The sequence below is a fragment of the Azospirillum ramasamyi genome, assembly GCF_003233655.1.
In the GTDB taxonomy this organism is placed as follows: domain Bacteria; phylum Pseudomonadota; class Alphaproteobacteria; order Azospirillales; family Azospirillaceae; genus Azospirillum; species Azospirillum ramasamyi.
The window spans coordinates 2,151,068-2,173,602 of the sequence record NZ_CP029829.1 but is presented as its reverse complement, the minus strand read 5'-3'; the positions used below and the strand labels follow the sequence as shown (position 1 = coordinate 2,173,602).

The following is a 22,535-nucleotide window of genomic DNA, read 5'->3' as shown; positions in this document are numbered from 1 at the left end:
GAAAAGCGGCGGGGCACATGGCCGGGCCTATTCCGCCGCCTCGTCCAGCCAGCGGTCGAGCGCCGTCAGGTCGACCGGGCGGGGCAGGATGGGGAAGGGGGCGTTCTGCACGCGCCGGCCGGTCATCAGGATGCGGGTCTGCGGATAGAGCATCGCCGCCAGCGCCGCGGCGCGGTCGCCGTCGTCGCCTTCATGCACCAGCGGAAGCAATGCGACGGCCGGCGCCTCCGCGCCGATGATGGCCAGCGCTTCCAGCGCATCGTCGGTCTGCGAAACCTGGAAGCCGCGGCCGGACAGATGGCCGGCCAGCGCCGCGCGCTGAATGCGGTCGGCATCGGCCACCACGGCCCGGCGCCCGCCATAGCCCGGCATCCGGATGTCGGCGTCGATGCTGAAGCTCACATTCCCCTCCGTCCATCATATTTTCTTCATGGACGGGAGGGAGTATGCGGAGTATCTGGCGGGTTGTAAACGCCTGCTACCTGCGGTTCGACCTTCGTCGAATGCGGATCACTTCGCCCTTGTGCATCAGCGCCAGCATCGGCAGGTCGCTGGGATGGTTGCCGTAGCCCCAGGTGGCGGCGACCGGGCCGTTGCCGGCAATCCAGGCGGTCACCCGTTCCGCCTTGTCCAGGCGCACGCAGTTGGCGGTGCTGAGCCTGCCGGTCAGCTTGCCGTCCACCACCTCCATCCCCGTCGCCAGCAGGTCGTCCACCTCCAGCCCGCGCAGAAGCGCGGGCATGTAGAGGTCGAGTGCGCCGGTCGCGACCACCACCCGGCGTCCCTGCCGGCGATGCTCCTTCAGCACCTCCAGCATGGGCTGGTGCCAGCGGACGCGGGGCACCATCCGTTCCGACGCGGCCAGCGCCTCGGCCACCGGCAGGCCGCGCAGGGTGCGCTTCAGGTAGATGGCCTTCACCGATCCGGGAAAATCGCAGCCCGGCCCGCGGCCGCGGACATGACGGTGCATCGCAGAGCGGATGGCGTCGGCCAGAGCCAGCGCGGCGCGGCGCCGGCCGATCACCTCGCCGACGAACATCGGCAGGCTGTCTCCGTGGATCAGCGTGCCGTCGAAGTCGAAGAAGGCGACGCCGGACGGACCGCATACCGGCGAATCGAAAGCAGGCGAATCGGACGCCGGCATTTCGAGATGCTGCGTCGGCAGGAGCGCCGGCGGCGTCGGGCTGGCGCCAAGCGCGGGATCGGGAATGGAGCTGGTCTGCATGTACCGTTTATCCGGCCACCATGCCACGGCGGGCAAGGTCTTTTACGGCATCCCTGGAATCGGCTCCCGGCCTGCGCGAGCCGCGGGACCGTCAATGCAGCATCGTCGGGCCGCAGGGTGTTTCGAACAGAGGGCCGTCCTCCGCCCCGTCTTCGGACTCCTCCTCGGCCTCCGCGGCATCCAGCCCGTCCTCCAACTGTGCGATCAGGTCGCCGGAAGCTTCCTCCAGGCCGGCCTTGACGGCGATCAGGAGGTTGATGATCTCGCCATTGTCCTGCTCCAGACTGCGGACCCGCTCCTCCAGCCGGTCGATGCGGCGCAGCAGCAGATCCGACAGGCGGTCCAGCCGCTCGAGAACGGGATCCGGTCCGGCTGGGTTCGAGCCGGCGGGAGCCTGGACAGAGCCCAGGGAATTGATCGGTTCGGTCCCGGACGTGGTCGGCGGGCTTTCGGGCCGGGTGTCGGGGCGGTCGTCGTGGCGGTCATCCATGGTGCGGCCGGTTCCGGTCAGTGAGGTTTGCTCCTCGCCTAACCTCGGGCCGCCGGCCCGCAAGGTCCAGACCGGCACCCGATGCACCCCGCAAGCGATACCCGCCTGACCCGCCCGTCGCGCGTGTGGCGATTCCGGATGGGTGTAGGATCAGCCGCCACCTCTTGTGCGCAACGCCCCGGGGTCCGGTGTATAGTTAAGACTCAGATTTATCGGCACGCCGCTTGCGGGGAACCCCGTACAGTTCCAACCGATGGCCGATGAGGTCATAGCCCAGTTCGCGGGCGATGCTTTCTTTCAGCCGTTCCATCTCATCATTGGTGAACTCGATCACTTCACCGGAATCGACATCGATCAGATGATGGTGATGGTCGGTTCTTGCTTCCTCATAGCGCGCACGGCCATCCCCGAAATCGAGCCGGTCGATGACGTGCGCCTCCTCGAACAGCCGCATCGTCCGGTAGACGGTGGCGATGGAAATGCGCGGGTCGATGGCGGATGCGCGGCGATGCACCTCCTCCACATCGGGATGGTCCGTCGCCTCCGACAGCACGCGCGAGATCACGCGGCGCTGGTCGGTCATCTTCAATCCCTTCTTCACGCACAATTCTTCAAGGCGCGAGGGCATGGACATCCCCTGTAATCCTATTCTGTGTGACGGGCGGCGGATCGCCCCTCCGGTTCTCCCTGATGCCCGGAATGCCGACAACGAAGACCAGCCGGCCGGACAAGCCCCGGTCAGCCGAACGCGGCACCCCGAATATCCGAGCATCATACTGTGTTTCGGAACCATTCTCAAACACCCAGGTCACAGCCGGAGGGCCGAACGTGTAAATCCCTTTATTCCCATAGTTATAGGCTTTTAGTATTGTGGTGTGGCGGTGTTGATGGGCGGGGCGGAAACCAATTGCTCATAAATCCGCTGCTAGGTTTTGTCACAGGAGCACCGCGCATCCCGCGACCGGTGCCGACCGGGCGGATCGCACCGGAGAGGGGAGGGGGTGAGACGCCGTGACGCCATTCGATCCGCCGCTTCCCGTGCCGGAAGCGCACATGGATGAAGCCGCCTTCACCGCCGCCGGGCTGGCGGTTCCGGTGCTGCCGCTGGCGCCCGGACAGGATTGCGCGGCAGCGGCTGCCCGCTTCGGCCGCCAGCCTGATTTGCCCGCCCTGCCGGTGGTCGATGGCGAAGGGCGCGTCGTCGGTCTGCTGGAGCGCAGCCGTCTTGCGCCGGACGGGGGAACGGCTGCTCCGGCCGCAGCGGTGTCCGCACTCATGGACCCGCATCCGCTGCTGGTGGAGGGGACGACCCCGCTGGCGGAGATCGGGCGGCGGCTCGCCCGGCTGAAGCCGGCGGCGCTGGTGACCGGCTTTCTGGTGGTGGATCGGGGCCGCTATCTGGGCGTCGGCACGGTGACCGGGCTGATGGCGCGCTCCGCCGAACAGACGGATTTGCGTGCCCGCCAACTTGAGGAGGCGCGCCGGCAGGCCGAGCAGGCGATCCGGGCCAAGACCGCCTTCCTCGCCAACATGAGCCACGAGATCCGCACGCCGCTGACCGCGATGATGGGCTTTGCCGAACTGCTGGAGCAGGAGGTGGCGGGGCCGCACGCCATCCCGCTCTATCGCGACTACGCCCGCGACATCGCCGAGAGCGGCCGGCACCTGATGGAACTGATCAACGACCTGCTCGACCTGTCCAAGGCCGATGCGGACCGGCTGGAACTGGTGGACGGGACGGTGGACGTGGTGCGGGTGGCGATCGGCACGGCGCGGCTGCTGGCCGAACGGGCGGGGCGCCATGGCGTGCGCATCGTTACCGCCGTGCCCACGGACTTGCCGCCCTTGCGCGCGGATGAGCGCAAGCTGCGCCAGATGCTGCTGAACCTGCTGTCGAACGCGGTGAAGTTCACGCCGACCGATGGGGTGGTGACGCTGGGCGCCCGCGTGGCGGACGGCGGATCGCTGTGGCTGTCGGTGCATGACACCGGCATCGGCATGACCGGGGAGGATCTGGCGAAGGCGCTGGAACCCTGGGGCCAGATCGACAGCGCGCTGGCCCGCAGCCAGATCGGCACCGGGTTGGGTCTGCCGCTGACCAAGCGCCTGATCGAACTGCATGGCGGCTGCCTGGACGTCGTCAGCCGGCGTGACGAGGGCACCACCATGTCGCTGGTCTTCCCGCCGGAACGGGTGGGGCGGGGGTAAGGAAAAGCCCCCTCCTTTGGGGAGGAGAGGGCTTGCTTCTCGGATTTTCCCGCCGCGGCGATGCTTACGCCAGACCCTTCTCCATCGCGCTCGCCAGACGGCGGGCGAAGGCGGCAGGGTCGGGCAGGGGTTCGCCCTCGACGATGCGGGCCTGGTCGAGCAGCAGCCACGCCGCATCCTCCAGCGCGTCGGTGGCGCCGCTGCCCTTGGCCCGTTCGGCCAGACGCTTGATCAGGGCGTGGGACGGGTTGATCTCCAGGATGCGCTTGCCGACCTCGCCGCTCAGCTGCTTGTGCTGCTTCAGCAGGCGTTCCAGGTGCATGTCCATGTCGTTGTCGTCGGCCACCAGACAGACGGCGCTGTCGGTCAGGCGTTCGGACTTGCGGACGTCCTTCACCGCGTCGGACAGGGTCAGCTTCAGCAGGGCCAGCAGATCGGTCAGCTCGCCTTCCGGCGCCTTCTCCTCCGGCTTCTCGGGTTCGGCGCCCTTGATCTTGCCGAGATCGGCGCCGCCGCGGGTCACCGACTTGAAGGGCTTGCCGTCATAGACGCCGACCGACGGCATCCAGAACTCGTCCACCGGGTCGGTCAGCAGCAGAACCTCGACGCCCTTGGCCTTGAAGCCCTCCAACTGCGGGCTGCGCAGCAGGGTGTCGATGTCGTCGCCGCTGATGGTGTAGATGGCGTCCTGGCCTTCCTTCATGCGGGCGACATACTGCTCCAGCGACACCAACTCCTCGCCGGCGGTGGTGCGGAAGCGCAGCAGCTTCAGCAGCTCGTCCCGGTGCTCATAGTCCTCATAGAGGCCCTCCTTCAGCACCGCGCCGAAATTCTCCCAGAACTTGTCGTATTCGGCGGCGTTCTCGGTGTCCTTGGCCTTCTTCGACAGCTCCGACAGGACGCGCCGCGTGATGCCGGCCTTGATCTTGGCCAGCATCGGGTTGTGCTGCAGCATCTCGCGGCTGATGTTCAGCGGCAGATCCTCGCTGTCGACCACGCCGCGCAGGAAGCGCAGGTAGGGCGGGATCAGCCCTTCCGCCGCGTCGGTGATGAAGACGCGCTTGACGTACAGCTTCACCCGGTGGGAGCGCTTGGGATCGAACAGGTCGAAGGGCTTGGTCGAGGGCACAAAGAGCAGGTTGGTGTATTCCAGCGCCCCTTCGGCCCGCCAGTGCAGGGTCAGCCACGGATCGTCGAAGGCGTGGCCGACATGGTGGTAGAATTCCTTGTACTGGTCGGGGGTGATCTCCGACTTCGACCGGGTCCACAGGGCCGACGCGCTGTTCAGCGCCTTCGCATCGTCACCCTCGCCGAACAGGATGGGGATGGCGATGTGGTCGGAATACTTGCGGACGATGCCGGCCAGCCGCGCCTCGTCGAGATACTCGTCGTCGCCCTCGCGCAGATGCAGGACGATCTTCGTGCCGCGCGACAGGCCCTCGGCCTCGGCGATGGTGAACTCGCCCTTGCCGTCCGATTCCCAGCGCCAGCCATGGGCCTCGCCGGCCTTGCGGGTCAGCACCGTGACCTTGTCGGCGGCCATGAAGGCGGAATAGAAGCCGACGCCGAACTGGCCAATCAGGTTGACGTCCTTCTTGCCGTCACCCTTCTCGGCGGTTTCCAGCGACTTCATGAAGGCGGCGGTGCCGGAGCGGGCGATGGTGCCGAGATTCTCGACCAGATCCTCGCGGTTCATGCCGATGCCGTTGTCGGCGACGGTCAGGGTCCGCGCGTCCTTGTCGACCAGCAGGCGGACCTTGAGGTTCGGATCGTCGGCCGAGAGTTCCGGCTGGGTCAGGGCCGCGTAGCGCAGGCGGTCGCAGGCGTCCGACGCGTTGGAGACCAGCTCGCGCAGGAACACTTCCTTCTCGCTGTAGAGCGAGTGGGCGACGATGTCGAGCAGACGGCTGACCTCGGCTTGAAAACTGAGCCGTTCCTCGGTCATGGGGGCACCTTTGTTGGTTTTGCACTGGTGGTGGCGTCAAGACGGCGGAGATATGTGAAAGCGTCTCCGCCGTTCAAGAGGCTTGTGCCGTGCAACCGCGGGCGGTGTGCGGCGGGGTGTCGCGGCGCGGGGCTCTGTGGGAAGGTGCCGGCTGACGATGCCCCCGCCTTACTTCTTCTTCGGCGCCGGAGCCGGAGCCGGCTCGCTGCCGCCGGCCAGCAGGGGGGTCATGTCGGCGCCGTTCAGCAGGAGCTGGCCACCCTCCGTCACGTCGATCTTGTAGGTGCGGATCTCGGCGCCGCTGTCGTCCTTGCCGGCCTGGCCCAGGGCCTGGACCATCGCCAGCCCGGCCAGCAGCTCCTGCGTCTCCTGGTCGGGCTTGGCGCCCGGCGCCGGTTGCATCGCCTTCACAGCGGCGTCGATGCCGCGCAGCAGGACGGTGGCGCCGCCGGTGACGCCGAGGGCGGCCTGGGTCGCGACCTTGAACGCGCCGGTGGCGGTGCCGGCGGTGGCGGGGGTGTCGAGGTTCAGCGCCTCGATGCGCAGCTCGGTCCCGGCCTCGCCCATCGCGGTCATCGCCTGCTGCATGACGACTTCGGAGGAGGGCGGGGCGTTGGCGGGCTTGGCGCCTTTCTTCGGCGGCGGCGCCTCTTCCGCCTCGGCGGCCTTGGCGAGTTCGGTGAAGGCCTTCCACAGCGCGCTGTTCGGCAGCTTGGCGACCGACAGCTTCATTTCGAAGGTGCGCGGGGTGAAGGCGGCGGGGGCCGGCGACGGCGTCATGGCGAAGTCGCGGGCCTCGATGCCCATGCTGACGGTCGACAGGGCCTGATCGAGATCGGTCAGGCCGCTGCGGAAGGTGAGCTGGCCCAGCGAGATCTTCGCGCCGTCCTCCGGGTTGACCAGCGACAGGTTCGACAGGCGCATCGCGCCGGTGATGCCGCCGAACATTCCCTGCATCTTCGGCAGCAGCTCCGCCGCGGTCGGCGACACGCCCTGGGCGGCGGCCTGCTCCGACAGCTTCTGCAGCGCGCTGACCTTGGTCAGGTCGACGCGGCTGTAGGTGGCCTCGGCGGTGACGCCGCCGATCTTCACCAGCTCCTTGTTCTTCTCGTCCAGCACCGACAGCCCGCCGAAGGCGAAGGCGGCCGGGCCGCTCCACAGCGTGGCGCCGCCGGCGCCGGCCTCCGGCTTCAGATCCTGGACCATGGTCATGGAGGCGATGGAAATCTTGCCCTTGCCGTCGGCGGCGTTGACGGCGATGTCGTTGAAGGCGCCGTCGACCGCCAGCAGCGTCTCCAGCGTGCCCGACCAGGTGCTGGTGAAGGACTGCTTGCCGATGGAGATGGTGGCCGCGTCGACATACTCGTCGTTCTCGTCCAGGTTCTGCACCTTGATCGCGCTGGGCAGCGTGATCGAGACGCCATACTGGCCGTCGTCCTTCGGAGTCACCGACAGGAGGACGGTGCCGATGTCGAACAGCGTGCCTTCGGCATCTTCCGCCGACAGGCGCGGCAGGGCGACGTCGTAATGGTCGCCGGCCGGCCTGACGGTCGGGTCGCCCTGCCATTCGAAACCGATGCCCTCGCCATCCTCGCTGGGCGGCGGGAACCAGCGGGGCAGATCCTTCTTGAGCGACGCGGCGAGCGCCTTGGCGCCGGCCTCGTCGACCGCGGGAGCGGCCTGGGCGGCCTGGGAGAGTGGCCAGCCTGCCACCAGCGCCAGCATGCCGCCGGCGATCAGGGCAGGCCGCAGGGAACGGACCGGCAGGGCGGGAATGGACGAGAGACGGCGCGGACGCATCGAGGAGGAACTCCCAACATACGATTTTGGGAGCACGTTAAGCCTGATAAGCGAGGCCGGTCCATTCCTCTGATGTGTCGGTTCCCGGGATGGCGTCAAAAATCCAGATCGGCATAGTGCCGGGGCGGCGGGCAGCCGGTGATGTTGTCGGCCAGAATGGCGCGGAAACTGGGGCGCGACTTGATCCGGGCGTACCAGTCCTTGGCGTCCGGGCTGCGGTCCCACGGCACGTTGTCGATATAGTCCAGGCAGGACAGCTGGGCCGCGGCGGCGATGTCGGCCAGCGTGAAGGTGGTTCCCGCCAGCCAGGGCCGCCGTTCCGACAGGAAGGCGATGTAGTCGAGATGATAGGTGATGTTGGCCAGACCGGCGCGAATCGCCGGCGCGAAGGGATGGCCCTGGCCGGACAGCCGCTTGATCAGCTTCTCGCCCACCAGATTCTCACCCACCTCGCGCTCGAACTTGTGCAGGAACCAGTCGGCGACCCGCCGCACCTCCGCCCGCGCCGCGACCTCCCGCGGCAGCAGGGGAGTGTCGGGGTAGGCCTCTTCCAGATATTCGATCACGGCGAGGCCACCGGCGACGACCGTCCCATCCTCCTCCACCAGCACCGGCACCTCGCCGGCGGGGTTCATCTTCAGGAAGTCGGTGCGCCTCTCCCATGGTTTTTCGACCACGGATTCGAAGGGAAGGCCCTTCTCGGCGAGCATCACGCGCGCGACGCGCGACGCGGGGTGGATCGGGTGGTGGTACAGGGTTCGCATGGCGGCGGGACTTTACCGCAACGCGGCACGTGAAAACAGCCCGAGCATCGGTGCTTGCGCGTCTCGTTGGGGGAGGGGCAGCGGGGATTCCGGCGGAACCTGCGGCAATGATAGATGGTGGATGAGCGGGCCTCTCACCCCGCCCGCGAAAGGCGGTAGAGCACCAGCGTGTCCCCTTCGTCGGCCGGCCCGTCCACCGGCGTCCAGCCGTTGCGTTCGTAGAAGGCGCGGGCGGCGGCGTTGCGGGCGGCGCAGGCGAGTTCGGCCGGGCGCTGCCCGCCGCGCAGCAGGCCCAGGGCCTCGCGCAGCAGGGCGGAACCGATGCCGCGCTTGTGCCATCCGGGGTCGATGAACAGGTTGTGGATGATGCGGGCCTGCGGATCGAGTGAGACGAAGCCGACCACCGTTCCGTCGGCCTCGGCGACCAGCACCGCATCCTCGCGCACGCAGTCGTAATAATCGTCCAGTCTGAAGCGGTCGGCGGGCTGCCAGGAAAAGGCTTGGCGGCGTCCATGCAGGAAGATCTCGGCGCAGCGCGGCGCGTCGGCGCTGCGGATGGACCGGATCGCGATGCCCCTCCCTTCGCCGGCCGGCATGCCTCCCCCTTCTGCCCGTTGCGGTCGATCGCCTGGATCAACCGGATGGAAAGCAGAATATTCCCTTGGCGGGTCGTCCGGGAACGCTCCTTTCGTCTCGTCCGGGGAGCGGACGCCTCGGCGTATCGTCTACTCCGCCGCAGCCCGGTCCTTTGCGGCCCGATCCTTTGCGGCCTTGTCCCCGGCAGGCTTTTCCCCAGCCGGCTTTTCCCCAGCCGGCTTTTCCCGCGGCAGCTTGTCTTCGGCGGGCTTGCCGCCGGTGCCGGCGCCGTTTTCCGGTGTGGATGCGGGCGCGCGGTTCTCCTCGTTGGCGGCGTTGCCCAGCAGGCCGGCCTCCCGGTAAAAGCGCTCCGCTCCCGGATGCAGGGGGACGGAGACGTTGGCGACCGCGCGGGAGGGATCGAAATTGCGGCCCTGCGGATGCCCGTCGGCCAGGAGGCGGCGGGTGTTCTCGTGCCACAGCGCCCGGACGATGCCATAGATCAGGTCGGGGTCGCGGTCGGCGCGGGTCAGCAGTTCTGCCCCCAGGCTCAGCGTCGGGGTGAGGGCGCTGCCGGGATAGGCGTTGGCGGGGATCTCGTCCTCTATATAGAAGCGCTGGGTCCGCAGCAGCCGGGCGGCCGGCTCGCCATCCAGCGGCACCAGCCGGATCGGCACGCGCGCCGCCACGTCCGCGACCGCCGACACCGGATAGCCGCCGACCATGACGAAGCCGTCCAGCTCGCCCTTCGCCAGACGGTCGGCCGCCATGCCGGGCTTCAGGTAGTGCGGCGTGATCGTCGTCTCCGACAGGCCGTAGGCGTCCAGGATCAGCCGCGCTTCCACCAGCGTGCCCGACCCTTCCTCGCCCAGCGAGATGCTGCGGCCCTTCAGGTCGGCCATGCGGTCGATGAAGCCGTCGGAACGCACGACGATCTGGATCGCCTCCGGATAGAGCATGCCGAGCGAGCGCAGTTCCGTGAAGGGAGCCTTGCCGGTGAAGTTGCCGGTGCCGCTGTAGGCCCAATAGGCGACGTCGGCCTGGGCGAAGCCGGCTTCCACCGTGCCGGCGCGCAGCATCTCGATGTTGTCGACGGAACCGTTGCTGGCCTGCGCCACCACGATGAGGCCGGGAATGCCGCAGCTCCCCCCCTTGTCGCAGGGCCGGGATCCCGGCGGGTTGGAGATGGCGTTGGCGATCAGCCCGCCGATCGGGAAATAGGTGCCGGCGGTGGTGCCGGTGCCGATGCGGAAATAGCGCAGCTCCTGCGCCGCCGCCGGCCGCCCTCCCAACACCAGACCGCCGGCCAGACCGCCGGCGGAAGCCAGCAGCGGCGTCAGCGCCAAGCCGCCCAGCAGGTGCCGGCGGGTCAGCCGGCGGGGCGGTTGGCGAGTCGCGGGGGCCGCGTCGGAATGCGTCTGAGACCCCGGAGCGGGAAGCTCCGGCGGAGTTGGGCAGGCTTTGGCGGCTGCGCGGGGCACCGGGGCGTTCCGTTCGTCTGGCCCGGTCATCCGGGCTGGGAAGGGGGGTGCCTTCAAAGATTCCCGCACAACCCCCTCATTTCAAGGCGCAACCGGTCAAATCACGCCGACGAGGTCGAGAACGCCCGCGACTGCTACCGCACCGCCACACACGCGCACCCCCCGGCTCGACTCGGCCTGCGTCACCGCGATCGACAGGCCGAGCCCGCCGCAGGCCACCAGCATCAACCCGGCGGCGAAGCCGGCCCAGTAGAGCGGCGGCCCCTGGAGGCCGTGGCCGTGGAACACCGCGGCGACCGCGGCGACCAGAACCGCCACAATGGCCGGCGCCCTCACCCCCAGCGCCACCAGCGATCCGATCACGATCAGCGAAGCCGCCAGCCCCGGCCCGGCATAGGGCAGCCGCAGCCCCATCTGCGCCGCGAAGCCCGCCGCCAGCGCCGCGGTGACGGCGGCGGCCGGCACCTGCCAGACCGCGGTGCCGCCGGCCTGTCCCGCCCACATGCCGATGCCGAGAATGCCCAGCAGATGCTGCAGCACCCACACCGGCGTGGTCAGCCCGTTGCCGAAGGCCCCCGTCACCGTCGTCATGCGCCCGCATCCTCCGTCCGTTCCGAATAACCGGGCCGGTATGGCGGCAGAGCGGGGGCGGGGTCAAGCCGCCAAGGTGGAGGTTGCCGGAGGAATGCAGCCGGGGGGATGCTAGCGCGCCAGCGGGTCCCCCAATTGGCGCAGGTCGTTCTCGCGCCGCATCAACTCGCGCTGGCCCAGCGGGTCGAGCCGCCCCATGGCGTCTTCGGTGCGCAGGCGGTCGACCTCCGGCCGGATCAGGTCGCGCTTGAAGGCGTCGGTGGCGCTCTGCGAGGAGGGCGGGGGCGGCACCGGGATCGGGCGCGGCGGCTGCGGCAGGGCGGCCGGGTCGGGCGGGGGCGACGAGCTGCCGCGGGGACGCATGGGGGGCGGCCGGCCGATGTTTTCCGAGCCGGGGTCTCTGGAGTTGGCGCGGGGCTGCGGTGCCTCGGCCTGCCGCGGCCCGGCGGTGGTGCCGGGGCTTGAGCCGGCGCGCGACTGCTCCGCCTGGATCTGGCTCCAGGTCCGCCACTCCCCGCTTCCCGGGAGGACTGTCTGGTTGGAGACCGGCGGGACGGCCTGGGCGCGGCCGGGGGCGTCGTCGCGCAGCTGCGACGGTGCGCAGGCGCCTGCGGCCAGCAGAAAAGCCAGCGGTGCCAGGCGGCGGAGGACGAGAAGCGGGGGATGAGGGATCATGAACGGAATGTCGGTACTACCAAACGTTTCGGCAAGATAACCCTAAAGGAGGGACTCCCCTCGCGGCCAAGCCGGCGCTAGAGTGTTCTTTCTTTGTTCTGATTGTCGGTCCCCGTATGACTCGCTCCTTCCCATACCCGCACCGATCCCCTTCTCCGTTCCGGGGAGAGGGCCGGAGAGAAGGCTGGAGAGAAGGCCGGGGTGAGGGGGATGCGCGGCGGGCCTCCGGTCGGGAGAAAGGACGCCGCCGCATCCTCGCCCTTTGGCTGCCGCGGCTGTCCACCGATGCGCGGGAGCGGAGCATGCCGCCCGAGTTGCGGGGCCGTCCCTTCGCCCTGCTGCGGACGGAACGCCAGCGGCGGATGGTGGTGGCGGTCAACCGGGCGGCGGCAGCGGCCGGCATCGCTCCCGGCCATACCCTCGGTGACGCCCGCGCGCTGGAACCGGCGCTGGAGGTGGCGGAGGCGACGCCGGAGGCCGATTCGGCCCTGCTCGGCCGCATCGCCGACTGGGCGCGGCGCTACAGCCCCTGGACCGCGGCGGACGAACCGGACGGGGTGGTGATCGACATCACCGGCTGCGCCCATCTCTTCGCCAACCATTTATGGGAGGGCGAGGCGGCGCTGGCCGCCGACCTGACCGGCCGGCTGCGCGCCGCCGGCTTCAGTGCCCGCGCCGCCATCGCCGACACCCCCGCCGCCGCCTGGGGGCTGGTGCGGTTCGGCGGCCCGGAGGACCGGCGGCTGGAGCGGCTGGACGGTCTGCCGCTGGCCGCCCTGCGTCTGCCGGCGGAGACGGCGGAGGGGCTGCATGCGCTGGGATTGCGCCGGATCGGCGACCTGCACGTCATGCCGCGGGCCGGCCTTGCGGCGCGGTTCGGGGGCGGGTTGCTGCAACGCTACGATCAGGCCTTCGGCCGGCTGGACGAGCCGATCTCCCCGCGCCGGCCGGTGCCGGAGCACCGCGAGCGCCTGACCTTCGCCGAGCCGATCGCGACTCCCGAATCGATCGCCGGGGCGCTCCGCCACCTGCTGGGCCGGCTGTGCAAGGGGCTGGAGGCGGCGGGGCAAGGGGTGCGCCGGCTGCGGCTGGACGCCCACCGCACCGACCAGCGGGTGGACGACGAACCGCAGAGCCTGACGCTCGGCACCAGCCGCCCGACCCGCGACCCGGCGGCGCTGGCCCGGCTGGCCGCCCCGCTGCTGGAGCGGATCGACCCCGGTCCGGGGCTGGAGACGCTGGTGCTGTCCGCGACGGAGACGGGGCCGCTCACCGCCATCCAGACCGGCATCGACGGCGAGGGGACCGATGGCGGGTTGGCGGAGCTGGTCGACCGGCTGGCTCTGCGGCTGGGGGAGCGGGCGGTTCTGCGGCTGGTGCCGCGGGAAAGCTGGTTGCCGGAACGCTGCGTGGCGCCTCTTGCGCCGGTGGACGCCTTGCCGGCGCCGAAGCCCTGGCCGGCCGGCCGGCCGCGGCCTTTGCGCCTGCTGACCCCGCCCGAACCGGTCGAGGCCACCGCCCCGCTGCCCGACGACCCGCCGCTGCAGTTCGTCTGGCGCGGCCTGCGCCACCGGGTGAGCCGGGCCGAGGGGCCGGAGCGGATCGAATGCGAGTGGTGGCGTCCGGAAGGATCGCTGGGGCTGGCCGTGCGCGATTACTACCGCGTGGAGGATGGCGCCGGCCGCCGCTTCTGGCTGTTCCGCGCCGGACTGTACCGGCCGGGGGAATGGCCGCTCTGGTTCCTGCACGGGTTCCTGGGGTGAGGTGCGATCACCCCCTCACCACCCTCCCCGGAGGGACGGGGAGGGGGCATCAGACATGAGGGCAGGCATGTGGGGGCAGGCAGGCGGGGCTTACCCCAGCCCCTTCTGCCCCATCTCCAGGAACTTCTCGCGGCGCATGGCGCGCAGCGTGACGCCGTCGAGGCCGTCCAGTTCGGCCAGCGACTCCTCGATGCAGTCGCCGAGCTTCCTGATGGTGTCGGCCGGGTCGCGGTGGGCGCCGCCGATCGGCTCGCTCACCACGTGGTCGATGACGCCCAGTTCCTTCAGGTCCTGGCTGATCAGGCGCAGCGCGATGGCCGCCTCGCCGGCCATGTCGGAGCTGCGCCACAGGATCGACGCGCAGCCTTCCGGCGAGATCACCGAATAGATTGCGTGTTCCAGCATCAGCACGCGGTCGGCGGTGGCGATGGCGATGGCGCCGCCCGATCCGCCTTCGCCGATGACCGAGGCGACCATCGGCACGTTCAGCCGCAGGCAGCGCTCGATGCTCTTGGCGATGGCCTCGGCCTGGCCGCGCTCCTCCGCCTGGACGCCGGGGAAGGCGCCGGCGGTGTCGACCAGCGAGACGACCGGCAGCTTGAAGCGGTCGGCCAGATCCATCAGGCGCTGGGCCTTGCGGTAGCCTTCCGGCTTCGCCATGCCGAAATTGTGGCGGACGCGCGAATCGGTGTCGTTGCCCTTTTCCTGGCCGATCACCACCACCGAGCGGCCACGGAAGCGGCCCAGCCCGCCGATGACCGCCCGGTCCTCGGCGAAATGGCGGTCGCCGGCCAGCGGCGTGAAGTCCTCGATCAGGCCGTGCACATAGTCCAGGCAGTGCGGACGATTGGGGTGGCGGGCCACCTGAACCTTCTGCGCTGGCGTGAGCTTGGCGTAGGTCTGCCGCAGGAGCTTGTCGACCTTGGCCTGCAGCTTTGCGACCTCGTCGGCGATGTTGATGTCGCCGGCGTTGGTCAGGTGCCGCAACTCCTCGATCTTGCCTTCAAGCTCGGCGATCGGCTTCTCGAATTCCAGGAAGGTCTGCATGCCGGACACGGGTGGTTGGCGGGGCGCACGAAAAAGCGCGGGCTTGGTTACCACGCCCGGCGCGCCTGCGCCACAGCGGAAAGATGCGGGACGGCCTGGGAAGGGTTCCGCGACGAACCCACAGGGTTTATCCTCATCCGCCGGGGAATTCCAACCCTAAACATTGCGGGGCGACTCCAGGGCGACTCAGGGTGATGACCTCCTTCAAGGATCATTTCTCCGGCCATGCCGGCGATTACCGCGCTTTCCGGCCGACATACCCGGATGGGCTGGCCGCCGCGCTGGCCGATGCGGCTCCGTCCCGCGGGCTGGCCTGGGACGCCGGCTGCGGCAACGGGCAGGTCGCCGTCGCGCTGGCCGCCCGCTTCCGAACGGTCCATGCCACCGATGCCAGCGCGGAGCAGATCGCCCAGGCCGAACCGCATCCCAACATCCGCTATGCCGTCTCCCCGGCGGAAGCCGGCGGCCTGCCCGACGGCTGCTGCGACCTGATCGTCGCGGCGCAGGCGGCGCATTGGTTCGACCTCGGCCGCTTCTATGCCGAGGTGCGGCGGGCGGCGAAGCCGGGGGCGGCGGTGGCGCTGGTCTGCTACGCGCTGCAGCGGCTGGACGACCCGGCGCTGGACGCGGCGGTGGAGCGTTTCCACAATGGCACGCTGGGGCCCTATTGGCCGGCCGACCGCTGGAAGGTGGTGAACGGCTACCGCGACCTGGATTTTCCGTTCGCGGCATTGCCGGCGCCGCCGCTGGCGATGGAGGCGGTCTGGCCGCTGCCCCGGCTGCTCGGCTACATGAACACCTGGTCGGGGGTGAAGGCGGCGTCCAGGGCGTTCGGCCGGAACCCGCTGGAGGCGTTCGCGGAGGAGATCGCTCCGCTGTGGGGCGACCCGGAACGCGAGCGGCGGGTCCGCTGGCCGCTGACGGTCAGGCTGGGGCGGGTGGCGTAGAGCGGCGGCAAGACCCCGCCCCCGTCCGCATCGCGGTCCTACATCGGGTCCAGCTCCGAATCCCAGTAAAGAAAATCCCGCCAACTTTCGTGAAGGAAGTTCGGCGGGAAGGCGCGTCCGTTTTCTTGCAGCTCGTAGGCGGAGGGCTGGAAGGGCGGACTGAGCGGGATCATGCCGCAGACATGGGGAAGGCGGTCGCCCTTCGCCAGATTGCAGGCGGAACAGGAGGTGATGACGTTTTCCCACGTCGTCCGACCGCCGCGGGACCGCGGAATCACATGGTCGAAGGTCAGATCGTGGGTGGGGAAGGGGCGGCCGCAATACTGGCAGGTGAAGCGGTCGCGCAGGAAGACGTTGAAGCGGGTGAAGGCCGGACGGCGCGTTGCCGGAATGAACTCTTTTAAAGAGATGACGCTGGGCAACCGGACTTCGAAACTTGGGGATCTGACGACCCGGTCATAGTGCGATACGATGTTGACCCGTTCCAGAAAGACCGCCTTGACCGCTTCCTGCCAGGACCATAGCGACAAGGGGAAGTAACTGAGCGGGCGGAAATCCGCGTTCAGCACCAGAGCCGGACAGTGATCGGGTGGTGGAGCCAATGGCCACTCCCTTGTCTGAAACCGTGTCTGGATCCCGGCACGCGACACAGAGGCGGCTTCGTGCGCGGGGGTGTGTACTCCGCCCCGGCGGCCGGCCCAACTGCGGGATCGCCGATCCGGGACAACCAGATACATAGTGGATCGGCGGCCCGGACTCAACATCGTGACCCGGCGGGGCCGAATTTCTTCACCGTTGTGTAACCTTTTTCGCACTGTGGGCATTGCCGGCGGGAGCTAGGGAACCGGCCGTCCGCCACTGCGCGCGGCGGCTGTGACATCCGGAAAAAAGACTCGCGCCCGCTTATACGCTTACCCCTCGTTAACCATAGCGACGTCATGGTGAGCCTCGTTGATCCAAGCCGATCCTGCCGGCCCGAGCCGGCCGGAAGCGACCCCGAGGAAAGTTCGCCATGACCGCCGTCATCATCGACCTCGCCCAGAAGCGCCGTGAACGTGAGGAGCGTGAGCGCCAGATCCGCATCGACGCTTTCGATCGCGAGCTGCGCCGCCGTCTGGCGCTGTATCTGGAGGGCGAAGAGATCCCGGTCGAGCCGATCCGCGACAACCCCTACATCTGATACCGGCGAACGCTTGAACTGACCTTTCGAGCGTTCGCCGGCCGTCGCGACGGCGACGGCGCGCCCCCAGGGGCGCGGTAAAGCCTGCGTGGCGTTTGAACGCAATACGGCAGGTCAATTCATTGGCCCGCCGGTATGATACCAACCGGATCGTCACTTCCCGCGTCCCGTCCGGCGCGCGATCCGCTATAAAGCGGGGATGAGCGATCTCGTCACCCGCTTCGCCCCCAGCCCCACCGGGCACCTGCATCTGGGCCATGCCCATTCCGCGCTGTTCGGCTGGACCACCGCCCGCAGCGCCGCCGGCCGCTTCCTGTTGCGGATCGAGGACATCGATCCCAACCGCTGCCGCCCCGAATACGAACGCGACCTGATCGAGGATCTGGCCTGGCTCGGCCTCGACTGGGACGGTCCGGTCCGGCGCCAGTCCGACCATTTCGACGATTTCCGCGCGGCGTTGGCCCGGCTCGAGTCGCTGGGGGTGCTCTATCCCTGTTTCTGCACCCGCAAGGACATCGCCGCGGAGATCGCGCGGGCCGGCGCCGCCCCGCACGGCCCCGACGGTCCCCTCTATCCCGGTACCTGCCGCCACCGCCCGCCGGCGGAGCGGGCGGAGCGGATCGCCCGCGGCGATGCCTGGGCGCTGCGGCTCGACGTGGCCGCCGCCCACCGGCTGACCGGGCCGCTGCGCTGGCACGACCGCGCCCGGGGCTGGCAGGAGGCGACCCCGGAACTGCTGGGCGACGTGGTGCTGGCCCGCAAGGACACGCCGACCAGCTATCACCTCAGCGTGACGGTCGACGACCATCTGCAGGGCGTGACGCTGGTCACCCGCGGCGAGGATCTGTTCTTCGCCACCCACCTGCACCGGCTGCTGCAGGCCCTTCTGGGCTACGATCCCCCCGACTACCACCATCACGGCCTGCTGCGGAACGCGGCGGGCGAGCGGCTGGCCAAGCGCGACCGCGCCCAGACCCTGCGCTTGCTCCGCGACGAAGGCCGCAGCCCGGCAGAGGTCCGGGCGTTGGCGGGGTTCCCTGGGGCCGGATTTGGCGGGGCCGGGTTTGGCGGGGTAGGGATCGCGGGATAGGGCTCACCCCATCTGCGCCACAGGCAGGGGGTAAGCGCAGGCGGCGCTCCGCCCGGTGGCGTTGCGCAATGCATCGGAGGTCAGCCGCTCGCTGCCCAGCAAGGCCTCGGCGGCCAGCCGGCCGGAGATGACGCAGGCCTCCACGCCGGGGCCGGGGAAGACGCCGGCGCCCGTCAGGCACAGGCCGGGGATCGGGCTGCGGCGGGTCAGGCGTTGCTGGTCGGGAGCGATGCCGTAGATGCTACCGGCGCTGGTGTAGGCATAGCGGGCGAAGGTGGCGGCGCTGGCCTCCTGCCGGGTGATGATGTGGCGTTCCAGATCGGGGATCAGGCGGGAAGCGGCGGCGATCATCGCGTCGCCCTCCGCCCGCTTGCGCGCCTTGTAGGCCGGGTCGGCGCGGTTCCAGCCGGCATCGGCCGGGGCCAGCCGCAGCAGAGACACCGCCGCATGCCCTTCGGGCGCCAGGCTGCGGTCGTGGATGGACGGAACGGCGATGGCCATGCCGAAGCCGGTCCGATCCCGCGGCAGGAAGGTCATCGCCGGCAGGTCGGGGATCATGTCCAGCCCAAGCGTGACCATGAAGGCCGAGGTGGACGGACGCATCGCGGCGCAGCGGGCGGCGTAGGCGGCCGGCAGATGCTCCGCCCCCACCAGTTCCAGCATGGTCCGCCGCACATCGGCGTTGGAGATCACGGCGGGCGCGCGGATGATACGGCCATCTGCGGTCCTCACCCCGGCGGCGCGGCCGTTCTCGATCAGGATGCGCGTGGCGGCGTTGCGCAGCCTGATCTCCCCGCCATCGGCGCGGATCGACTGGGCCAGCGCGTCGGCCAGAGCCTGCGACCCGCCGGCAGGATAGCGGCCGCCGGAAAACCAGTAGCCGAAGATCGGCGCCATCTGGCCGACGGTCAGCAGATCCGCCCGGTCGCTGAGATAGCCGGTCAGCACGGTCAGCAGGCGCTGGCCGGCGCGGTCGGGGATGTAATGGTCCAGCATCTCCTGGAAGGGGCGGGCCATCCAGCGCATGGCATGCGGGCTGTCGGTCACATAGCGGCGCATCGCCGCCACCGATTGCGGGATGTTGGGCAGGCCGCGTTCGGGGCAGCCGCGATACATGTCGTCATAGACCGCCCGCATCTCCGCCAGGAAGGCGGCGGCCCCGGCGGCGCTGGCGGGATGGTCGGCGGCGATCTGGGTTGCCAGTCCATCAGCGTCATCGGCCAGTAGGCGCAACCTGCCGTCCAGCGCGACGCCGCGGTTCACCGGCTGCCACCCCACCCGGTCCCCAACCCCCAGCGAGCGCAGCAGATGGTCGACCGGACCGCCGGGATGGGCGCCGCTGATGTCGTGGACGCCGGCATCGAAGACGTAGCGGAAGGGTTCGGCGCCCGCTTCGCCGCGGTTGCGCGCCTTGACCGTCCAGGAGGTGCAGAAGCCGCCGGGGCGGTCATGCGCCTCCAGCACCGTCACCCGCGCCCCGGCCCGCGCCAGCAGCGCCGCCGCCGTCAGACCGCCGATGCCGGAACCGACCACCACCACGTCACGCTCGTTCGGCGTTGCGCGCGTCCGGTTCAGGATCGCGGGAGCCGGCCAGGGGTGCGGATCGGCCTCCGCCAGCCGGCGCCGCATCGCCCGCCCGACGATCCAATCCGGCAGCAGCCGGTTGGCGACGATGCCCAGCGCGCTGGCGCCGATGGAGAAAGCGGCCTCCCAGCCGGGCAGGGCGGCGAAGCCCAGACCGCCGATCAGGAACAGCACGCCCCAGACCGCCGTCATCAGCCGGTTGACGGCGACGAACTGCGGCAGGTGCCAGTATTCGCGCGGCCAGTCGTCGCGGGCGTATTGCAGGGTGAAGGGGCTGCCGGCGGCGATGCTGCCGAAGGCCATGGCGGACAGCGCCAGATGGATCGTGAGGCCGAGATTGCGGACCGGCCAGTCCCAGCCCAGCGGACCGCAGGCGGGCAGGACGGCGAAGAAGGCGGCGGCCACCAACTCGGGCGCCTTGTAGGAACCGCGCAGCTTGTCGAGGACGCAGAGGGCGAGGCTGGCCGCCAGCGCGGTCAGGGAGGCCGGCAGCAGTCCGGCGAGCGGCAGAACGGCGCCGAACAGCAGCCACGGAGAGAAGCCCAGCAGGATACGGAACGCGATGGGAAGCTTGACGGGCGTGCGCATCGGGATGGTGCCTTCGCGGTGGTGGAAACTGCGAAGGACCATCTGCGGGAGGCGGGTGTACGTGCCAGCGCAACTGCGTAAGGAGCGGGTCTGGCTTCGTGAACTGCGGCGTATGGCGGTTCGCGATGCGTGAAATGCGGGGACGTACGGGGCAGTACATGGCGGGACTGTACCTGTCGTGTACGCGTGCCCCCTCTCTTGACCCTCCCCCTGTTCGAGGGAGAGGGGACAGCCGCAAAACTCACGGCTTCAACCCAGATAGGACTCCACGCCCATGACCGTGAAGCCCTTGTTCTCGGGGAAGCGGGCGTTGACCTTCTCGCGGGCTTTCTTCTCGTCCAATGCCCAGACCAGGAAGCGGCGGCCGCGTTTCCAGCTGTCCAGCGCGGTGGAGGTGAGGTTGGCGTTGACGCGGGCGCCGTATTCGATGTTGACCACCCGCAGAAGCCAGCCCTGATCGTTCTGGGTGCGGCGGTCGTCCAGAACATAGATGCGGCGGTCGGCGGCACCGGCGGCCTTAAGGCGCCGCTCCAGTTCCTCGCAGCCCAACTCGGCCTTCTCCTTGCGGCGGCGGGCATCGCGCAGGTCGCGGGCCTGCTGAAGCGTGGCGCGGGCGACCCTCTTGATCCGCTCGACCTGCGCCTGCTTGCGCGAGACGGCGTTGGCGATCCGTTCCTCCGAGGTCTTCAGCCGGCGCATGGCCAGCAGAATCGACACGGACAGGGAGGCGAGGCCGACCAGACCGGCGAAGATGTAGGGCATGCTGTCCATGGGCGCGTCCTTCTCAACCGGCTTTCTCTCAACCGGCTTTGGCGATGGGGGCGTCGGCGGACAGGAACTCCTGCATCCGCGTCACCGCATAACCGAAGGCGGGCGGGTAGCGCCGCTCGATCTCCGTCCGCGCCTCCGCCATCGAGCGCGCCCACACCTCGATCATCTGCGGCTGGGCCCAGCCGGGGTCAACCAGCGCATGCTGGCTCTGCTGGGCGGCGCTGGTGCCGACATATTTGTTCACGATCATCGCGACGTAGCAGGGGCTGCCCTGGACCTCCTCGCCGATCAGGCGGACCAGCCTTTCGCCGGACTGCCGCGACTCCTCGATCTGGCGCTCCAGCACCTTGCGGCGGCGCAGGACATCCTCCACCGCGCCGTCCAGCTCCTTCAACTCCTGGACGCGGTCGGCACGGCGGGCTTCGAACTTCGTTTCCATCTTGGCGCGGCGGGCGATCACGTCGCGCACCCCTTCCGACCCGTGGCGGCGCTCGATGGCGCGCTCACCCAGCAGGATGACGAGCTTGCCGATGCCGAATCCCAGGCCCGCCAGCCCGAAGGCGGAGATGAGCGCGTTGCCGTAGTTCTGCCACATGTGCGGATTCCCGGTCGGGAGCACCATCCGAGTGGATGCCTCCAATGATAGGAGTACCCCCTGGTTCTTCGCCGTTCAATCGCCGCGCTGTAACGATATTTCACATGAAACGCACAGTCGCCGGCGGTGGAGCGGCTACCCGGCCGCCCGCTCCACCCGGTTGCGGCCGCCCTGCTTGGCGGCCCGGAGAGCCCGCTCGGCGCGGTGCAGGGTCTGTTCGACGCCGGGCTCGCCGGGCAGCCAGTCGGCGATCCCGATGCTGGCGGTGACGGCGACGGTGACGGCGCGGCCGTCCACGATGATCGGGCTGTCGGCCAGGGCGGCGCGCACCCGTTCCGCCACCACGGCGGCGCCGGCGGAGTCGGTTTCCGGCAGCAGCGCGGCGAATTCTCCCCCGCCGGATCGGGCGACATGGTCGGAGATGCGCAAGGCGGCCCGCATCCGCTTAACCACCGCGCGCAGCACCGCGTCGCCGGCGGCGTCGCCATGGGCGTCGTTGACCGCCTTGAACCCGTCCAGGTCGAGCAGGAAGACCGTAAGCGGCCGCCCATAGCGCCGCGCCCGCGCCAACTCCGTCGCCGCCAGTTCCAGGAAGCGGCGGCGGTTCCATACGCCGGTCAGCGGATCCAGCACCGCCAGACGGTTCAGGCGGACGGTCGCCTCCTCCAGCGCGCGGGTGCGCTCGGCAAGCTGTCGTTCCAGCGCTTCGAAGGCGGCATAGGCGCGCAGCGCCGTCACCACGCTGGTGAACAACCGGCGCGCGGTCAGTTCCGTCTTCGCGGTGTAGCCGTCGATCTCGTAGGCGAGGACGAGTTCCTCCTCCGGGATCCGGGCGGGCTGGCCGGTGCGCAGGACGATGCGGACGGCCCGGTTGCCCAAATCCTCCCGGATGGTGCGGACCAGCCGCAGACCGGCATCCTCCGTCTCCATCACCACGTCGAGCAGGATGACCGCGATGCCGGGCGTTTCCCGCAGGATGCGTTCCGCCTCCGCGGCGCTGGCGCAGTCCAGCAGGCGGACGGGGCGGCCGCGGAAGCGCAGGCGGGCCAGGGCCAGCCGGGTGACGGCATGCACCTCCGGCTCGTCATCGGCGACCAGCACCAGCCAGGGCGGTGACTGAGGGTCCGGGTTGTCGGTGTCGGATCGGTCCGGGAGCGGTGTCGCGGGGGACTCGTCCGAGGCGAACAGGAAATCGTTGGACATGGCTGCCGGCTC

General features: G+C 69.6%; 22 protein-coding genes. 5 read left to right on the top strand and 17 right to left on the bottom strand.

What is annotated here, in order from left to right; genetic code table 11:
- Positions 1–27: 27 nt before the first annotated feature.
- From DM194_RS10150 to DM194_RS10135, 4 genes are all read right to left on the bottom strand, one after another.
- Positions 28–402 carry a response regulator gene (locus DM194_RS10150; protein ID WP_111067206.1) on the bottom strand — a complete coding sequence of 125 codons (375 nt, stop codon included), beginning with the start codon at positions 400–402 and terminating at the stop codon, positions 28–30.
- Positions 403–478: 76 nt separating this feature from the next.
- On the bottom strand, positions 479–1,225 hold the full coding sequence (locus DM194_RS10145) for an HAD family hydrolase (RefSeq protein ID WP_111067205.1): 747 nt from the start codon (positions 1,223–1,225) through the stop codon (positions 479–481).
- Between the two features lie 91 nt (positions 1,226–1,316).
- Positions 1,317–1,715, bottom strand: a complete 399-nt coding sequence (locus DM194_RS10140; protein ID WP_111067204.1) for a hypothetical protein — start codon at positions 1,713–1,715, stop codon at positions 1,317–1,319.
- A gap of 196 nt (positions 1,716–1,911) precedes the next feature.
- A complete protein-coding gene (locus tag DM194_RS10135) occupies positions 1,912–2,343 on the bottom strand; it encodes a Fur family transcriptional regulator (RefSeq protein WP_044550826.1) in 432 nt (143 codons plus the stop codon).
- 425 nt (positions 2,344–2,768) lie between these two features.
- Here DM194_RS10135 and DM194_RS10130 point away from each other — a divergent pair, with 425 nt between their 5' ends.
- A complete protein-coding gene (locus DM194_RS10130; protein WP_246024180.1) occupies positions 2,769–3,923 on the top strand; it encodes a sensor histidine kinase in 1,155 nt (384 codons plus the stop codon).
- A 64-nt stretch (positions 3,924–3,987) separates the two neighbouring features.
- Here the strand turns inward: DM194_RS10130 and htpG are convergent, their stop codons facing one another.
- The 7 genes from htpG to DM194_RS10095 form a co-directional block, all read right to left on the bottom strand.
- Positions 3,988–5,868: a molecular chaperone HtpG gene (gene htpG, locus DM194_RS10125; protein ID WP_111067202.1), complete on the bottom strand. Its 1,881-nt coding sequence runs from the start codon at positions 5,866–5,868 to the stop codon at positions 3,988–3,990.
- Between the two features lie 168 nt (positions 5,869–6,036).
- Complete coding sequence (locus tag DM194_RS10120) at positions 6,037–7,668, bottom strand: hypothetical protein (protein ID WP_111067201.1); 1,632 nt, start codon at positions 7,666–7,668, stop codon at positions 6,037–6,039.
- A gap of 95 nt (positions 7,669–7,763) precedes the next feature.
- A complete protein-coding gene (locus tag DM194_RS10115; protein ID WP_111067200.1) occupies positions 7,764–8,432 on the bottom strand; it encodes a glutathione S-transferase family protein in 669 nt (222 codons plus the stop codon).
- Between the two features lie 134 nt (positions 8,433–8,566).
- Entirely contained in the window at positions 8,567–9,028 is a 462-nt protein-coding gene (locus tag DM194_RS10110; RefSeq protein ID WP_111067199.1) for a GNAT family N-acetyltransferase, read from the bottom strand.
- 129 nt (positions 9,029–9,157) lie between these two features.
- The gene (locus DM194_RS10105) at positions 9,158–10,489 is read right to left on the bottom strand and encodes a TAXI family TRAP transporter solute-binding subunit (protein WP_246024179.1); all 1,332 of its coding nucleotides are present in this window, start codon (positions 10,487–10,489) and stop codon (positions 9,158–9,160) included.
- A 96-nt stretch (positions 10,490–10,585) separates the two neighbouring features.
- On the bottom strand, positions 10,586–11,080 hold the full coding sequence (locus DM194_RS10100) for a HupE/UreJ family protein (RefSeq protein WP_111067198.1): 495 nt from the start codon (positions 11,078–11,080) through the stop codon (positions 10,586–10,588).
- A 111-nt stretch (positions 11,081–11,191) separates the two neighbouring features.
- Positions 11,192–11,755 carry a hypothetical protein gene (locus tag DM194_RS10095; protein WP_111067197.1) on the bottom strand — a complete coding sequence of 188 codons (564 nt, stop codon included), beginning with the start codon at positions 11,753–11,755 and terminating at the stop codon, positions 11,192–11,194.
- A gap of 302 nt (positions 11,756–12,057) precedes the next feature.
- On the opposite strand from DM194_RS10095, the gene DM194_RS10090 reads away from it, so the two are divergent.
- Entirely contained in the window at positions 12,058–13,518 is a 1,461-nt protein-coding gene (locus tag DM194_RS10090; RefSeq protein WP_246024178.1) for a Y-family DNA polymerase, read from the top strand.
- A 90-nt stretch (positions 13,519–13,608) separates the two neighbouring features.
- Here DM194_RS10090 and DM194_RS10085 read toward each other — a convergent pair whose 3' ends face one another.
- On the bottom strand, positions 13,609–14,565 hold the full coding sequence (locus DM194_RS10085; protein ID WP_111067196.1) for an acetyl-CoA carboxylase carboxyltransferase subunit alpha: 957 nt from the start codon (positions 14,563–14,565) through the stop codon (positions 13,609–13,611).
- Positions 14,566–14,759: 194 nt separating this feature from the next.
- On the opposite strand from DM194_RS10085, the gene DM194_RS10080 reads away from it, so the two are divergent.
- Positions 14,760–15,512 carry a class I SAM-dependent methyltransferase gene (locus DM194_RS10080; RefSeq protein WP_111067195.1) on the top strand — a complete coding sequence of 251 codons (753 nt, stop codon included), beginning with the start codon at positions 14,760–14,762 and terminating at the stop codon, positions 15,510–15,512.
- Positions 15,513–15,550: 38 nt separating this feature from the next.
- Here the strand turns inward: DM194_RS10080 and DM194_RS10075 are convergent, their stop codons facing one another.
- The gene (locus DM194_RS10075) at positions 15,551–16,114 is read right to left on the bottom strand and encodes an HNH endonuclease (protein WP_042688610.1); all 564 of its coding nucleotides are present in this window, start codon (positions 16,112–16,114) and stop codon (positions 15,551–15,553) included.
- Between the two features lie 410 nt (positions 16,115–16,524).
- Between DM194_RS10075 and DM194_RS28435 the strand changes: the two genes are divergently transcribed.
- On the top strand, positions 16,525–16,692 hold the full coding sequence (locus DM194_RS28435; RefSeq protein ID WP_014248815.1) for a hypothetical protein: 168 nt from the start codon (positions 16,525–16,527) through the stop codon (positions 16,690–16,692).
- Between the two features lie 199 nt (positions 16,693–16,891).
- Positions 16,892–17,782 (top strand): tRNA glutamyl-Q(34) synthetase GluQRS, encoded by an 891-nt coding sequence (gene gluQRS, locus DM194_RS10070; protein WP_111067194.1) that lies wholly within the window; start codon positions 16,892–16,894, stop codon positions 17,780–17,782.
- A gap of 3 nt (positions 17,783–17,785) precedes the next feature.
- On the opposite strand, the gene DM194_RS10065 is transcribed toward gluQRS, so the two are convergent.
- The 4 genes from DM194_RS10065 to DM194_RS10050 form a co-directional block, all read right to left on the bottom strand.
- Positions 17,786–19,996, bottom strand: a complete 2,211-nt coding sequence (locus DM194_RS10065; RefSeq protein ID WP_246024177.1) for a phytoene desaturase family protein — start codon at positions 19,994–19,996, stop codon at positions 17,786–17,788.
- Between the two features lie 207 nt (positions 19,997–20,203).
- On the bottom strand, positions 20,204–20,725 hold the full coding sequence (locus DM194_RS10060; protein WP_111067192.1) for a hypothetical protein: 522 nt from the start codon (positions 20,723–20,725) through the stop codon (positions 20,204–20,206).
- A gap of 28 nt (positions 20,726–20,753) precedes the next feature.
- On the bottom strand, positions 20,754–21,320 hold the full coding sequence (locus DM194_RS10055) for a hypothetical protein (protein ID WP_111067896.1): 567 nt from the start codon (positions 21,318–21,320) through the stop codon (positions 20,754–20,756).
- Between the two features lie 135 nt (positions 21,321–21,455).
- Complete coding sequence (locus DM194_RS10050) at positions 21,456–22,523, bottom strand: GGDEF domain-containing response regulator (protein ID WP_111067191.1); 1,068 nt, start codon at positions 22,521–22,523, stop codon at positions 21,456–21,458.
- Positions 22,524–22,535: the final 12 nt, after the last annotated feature.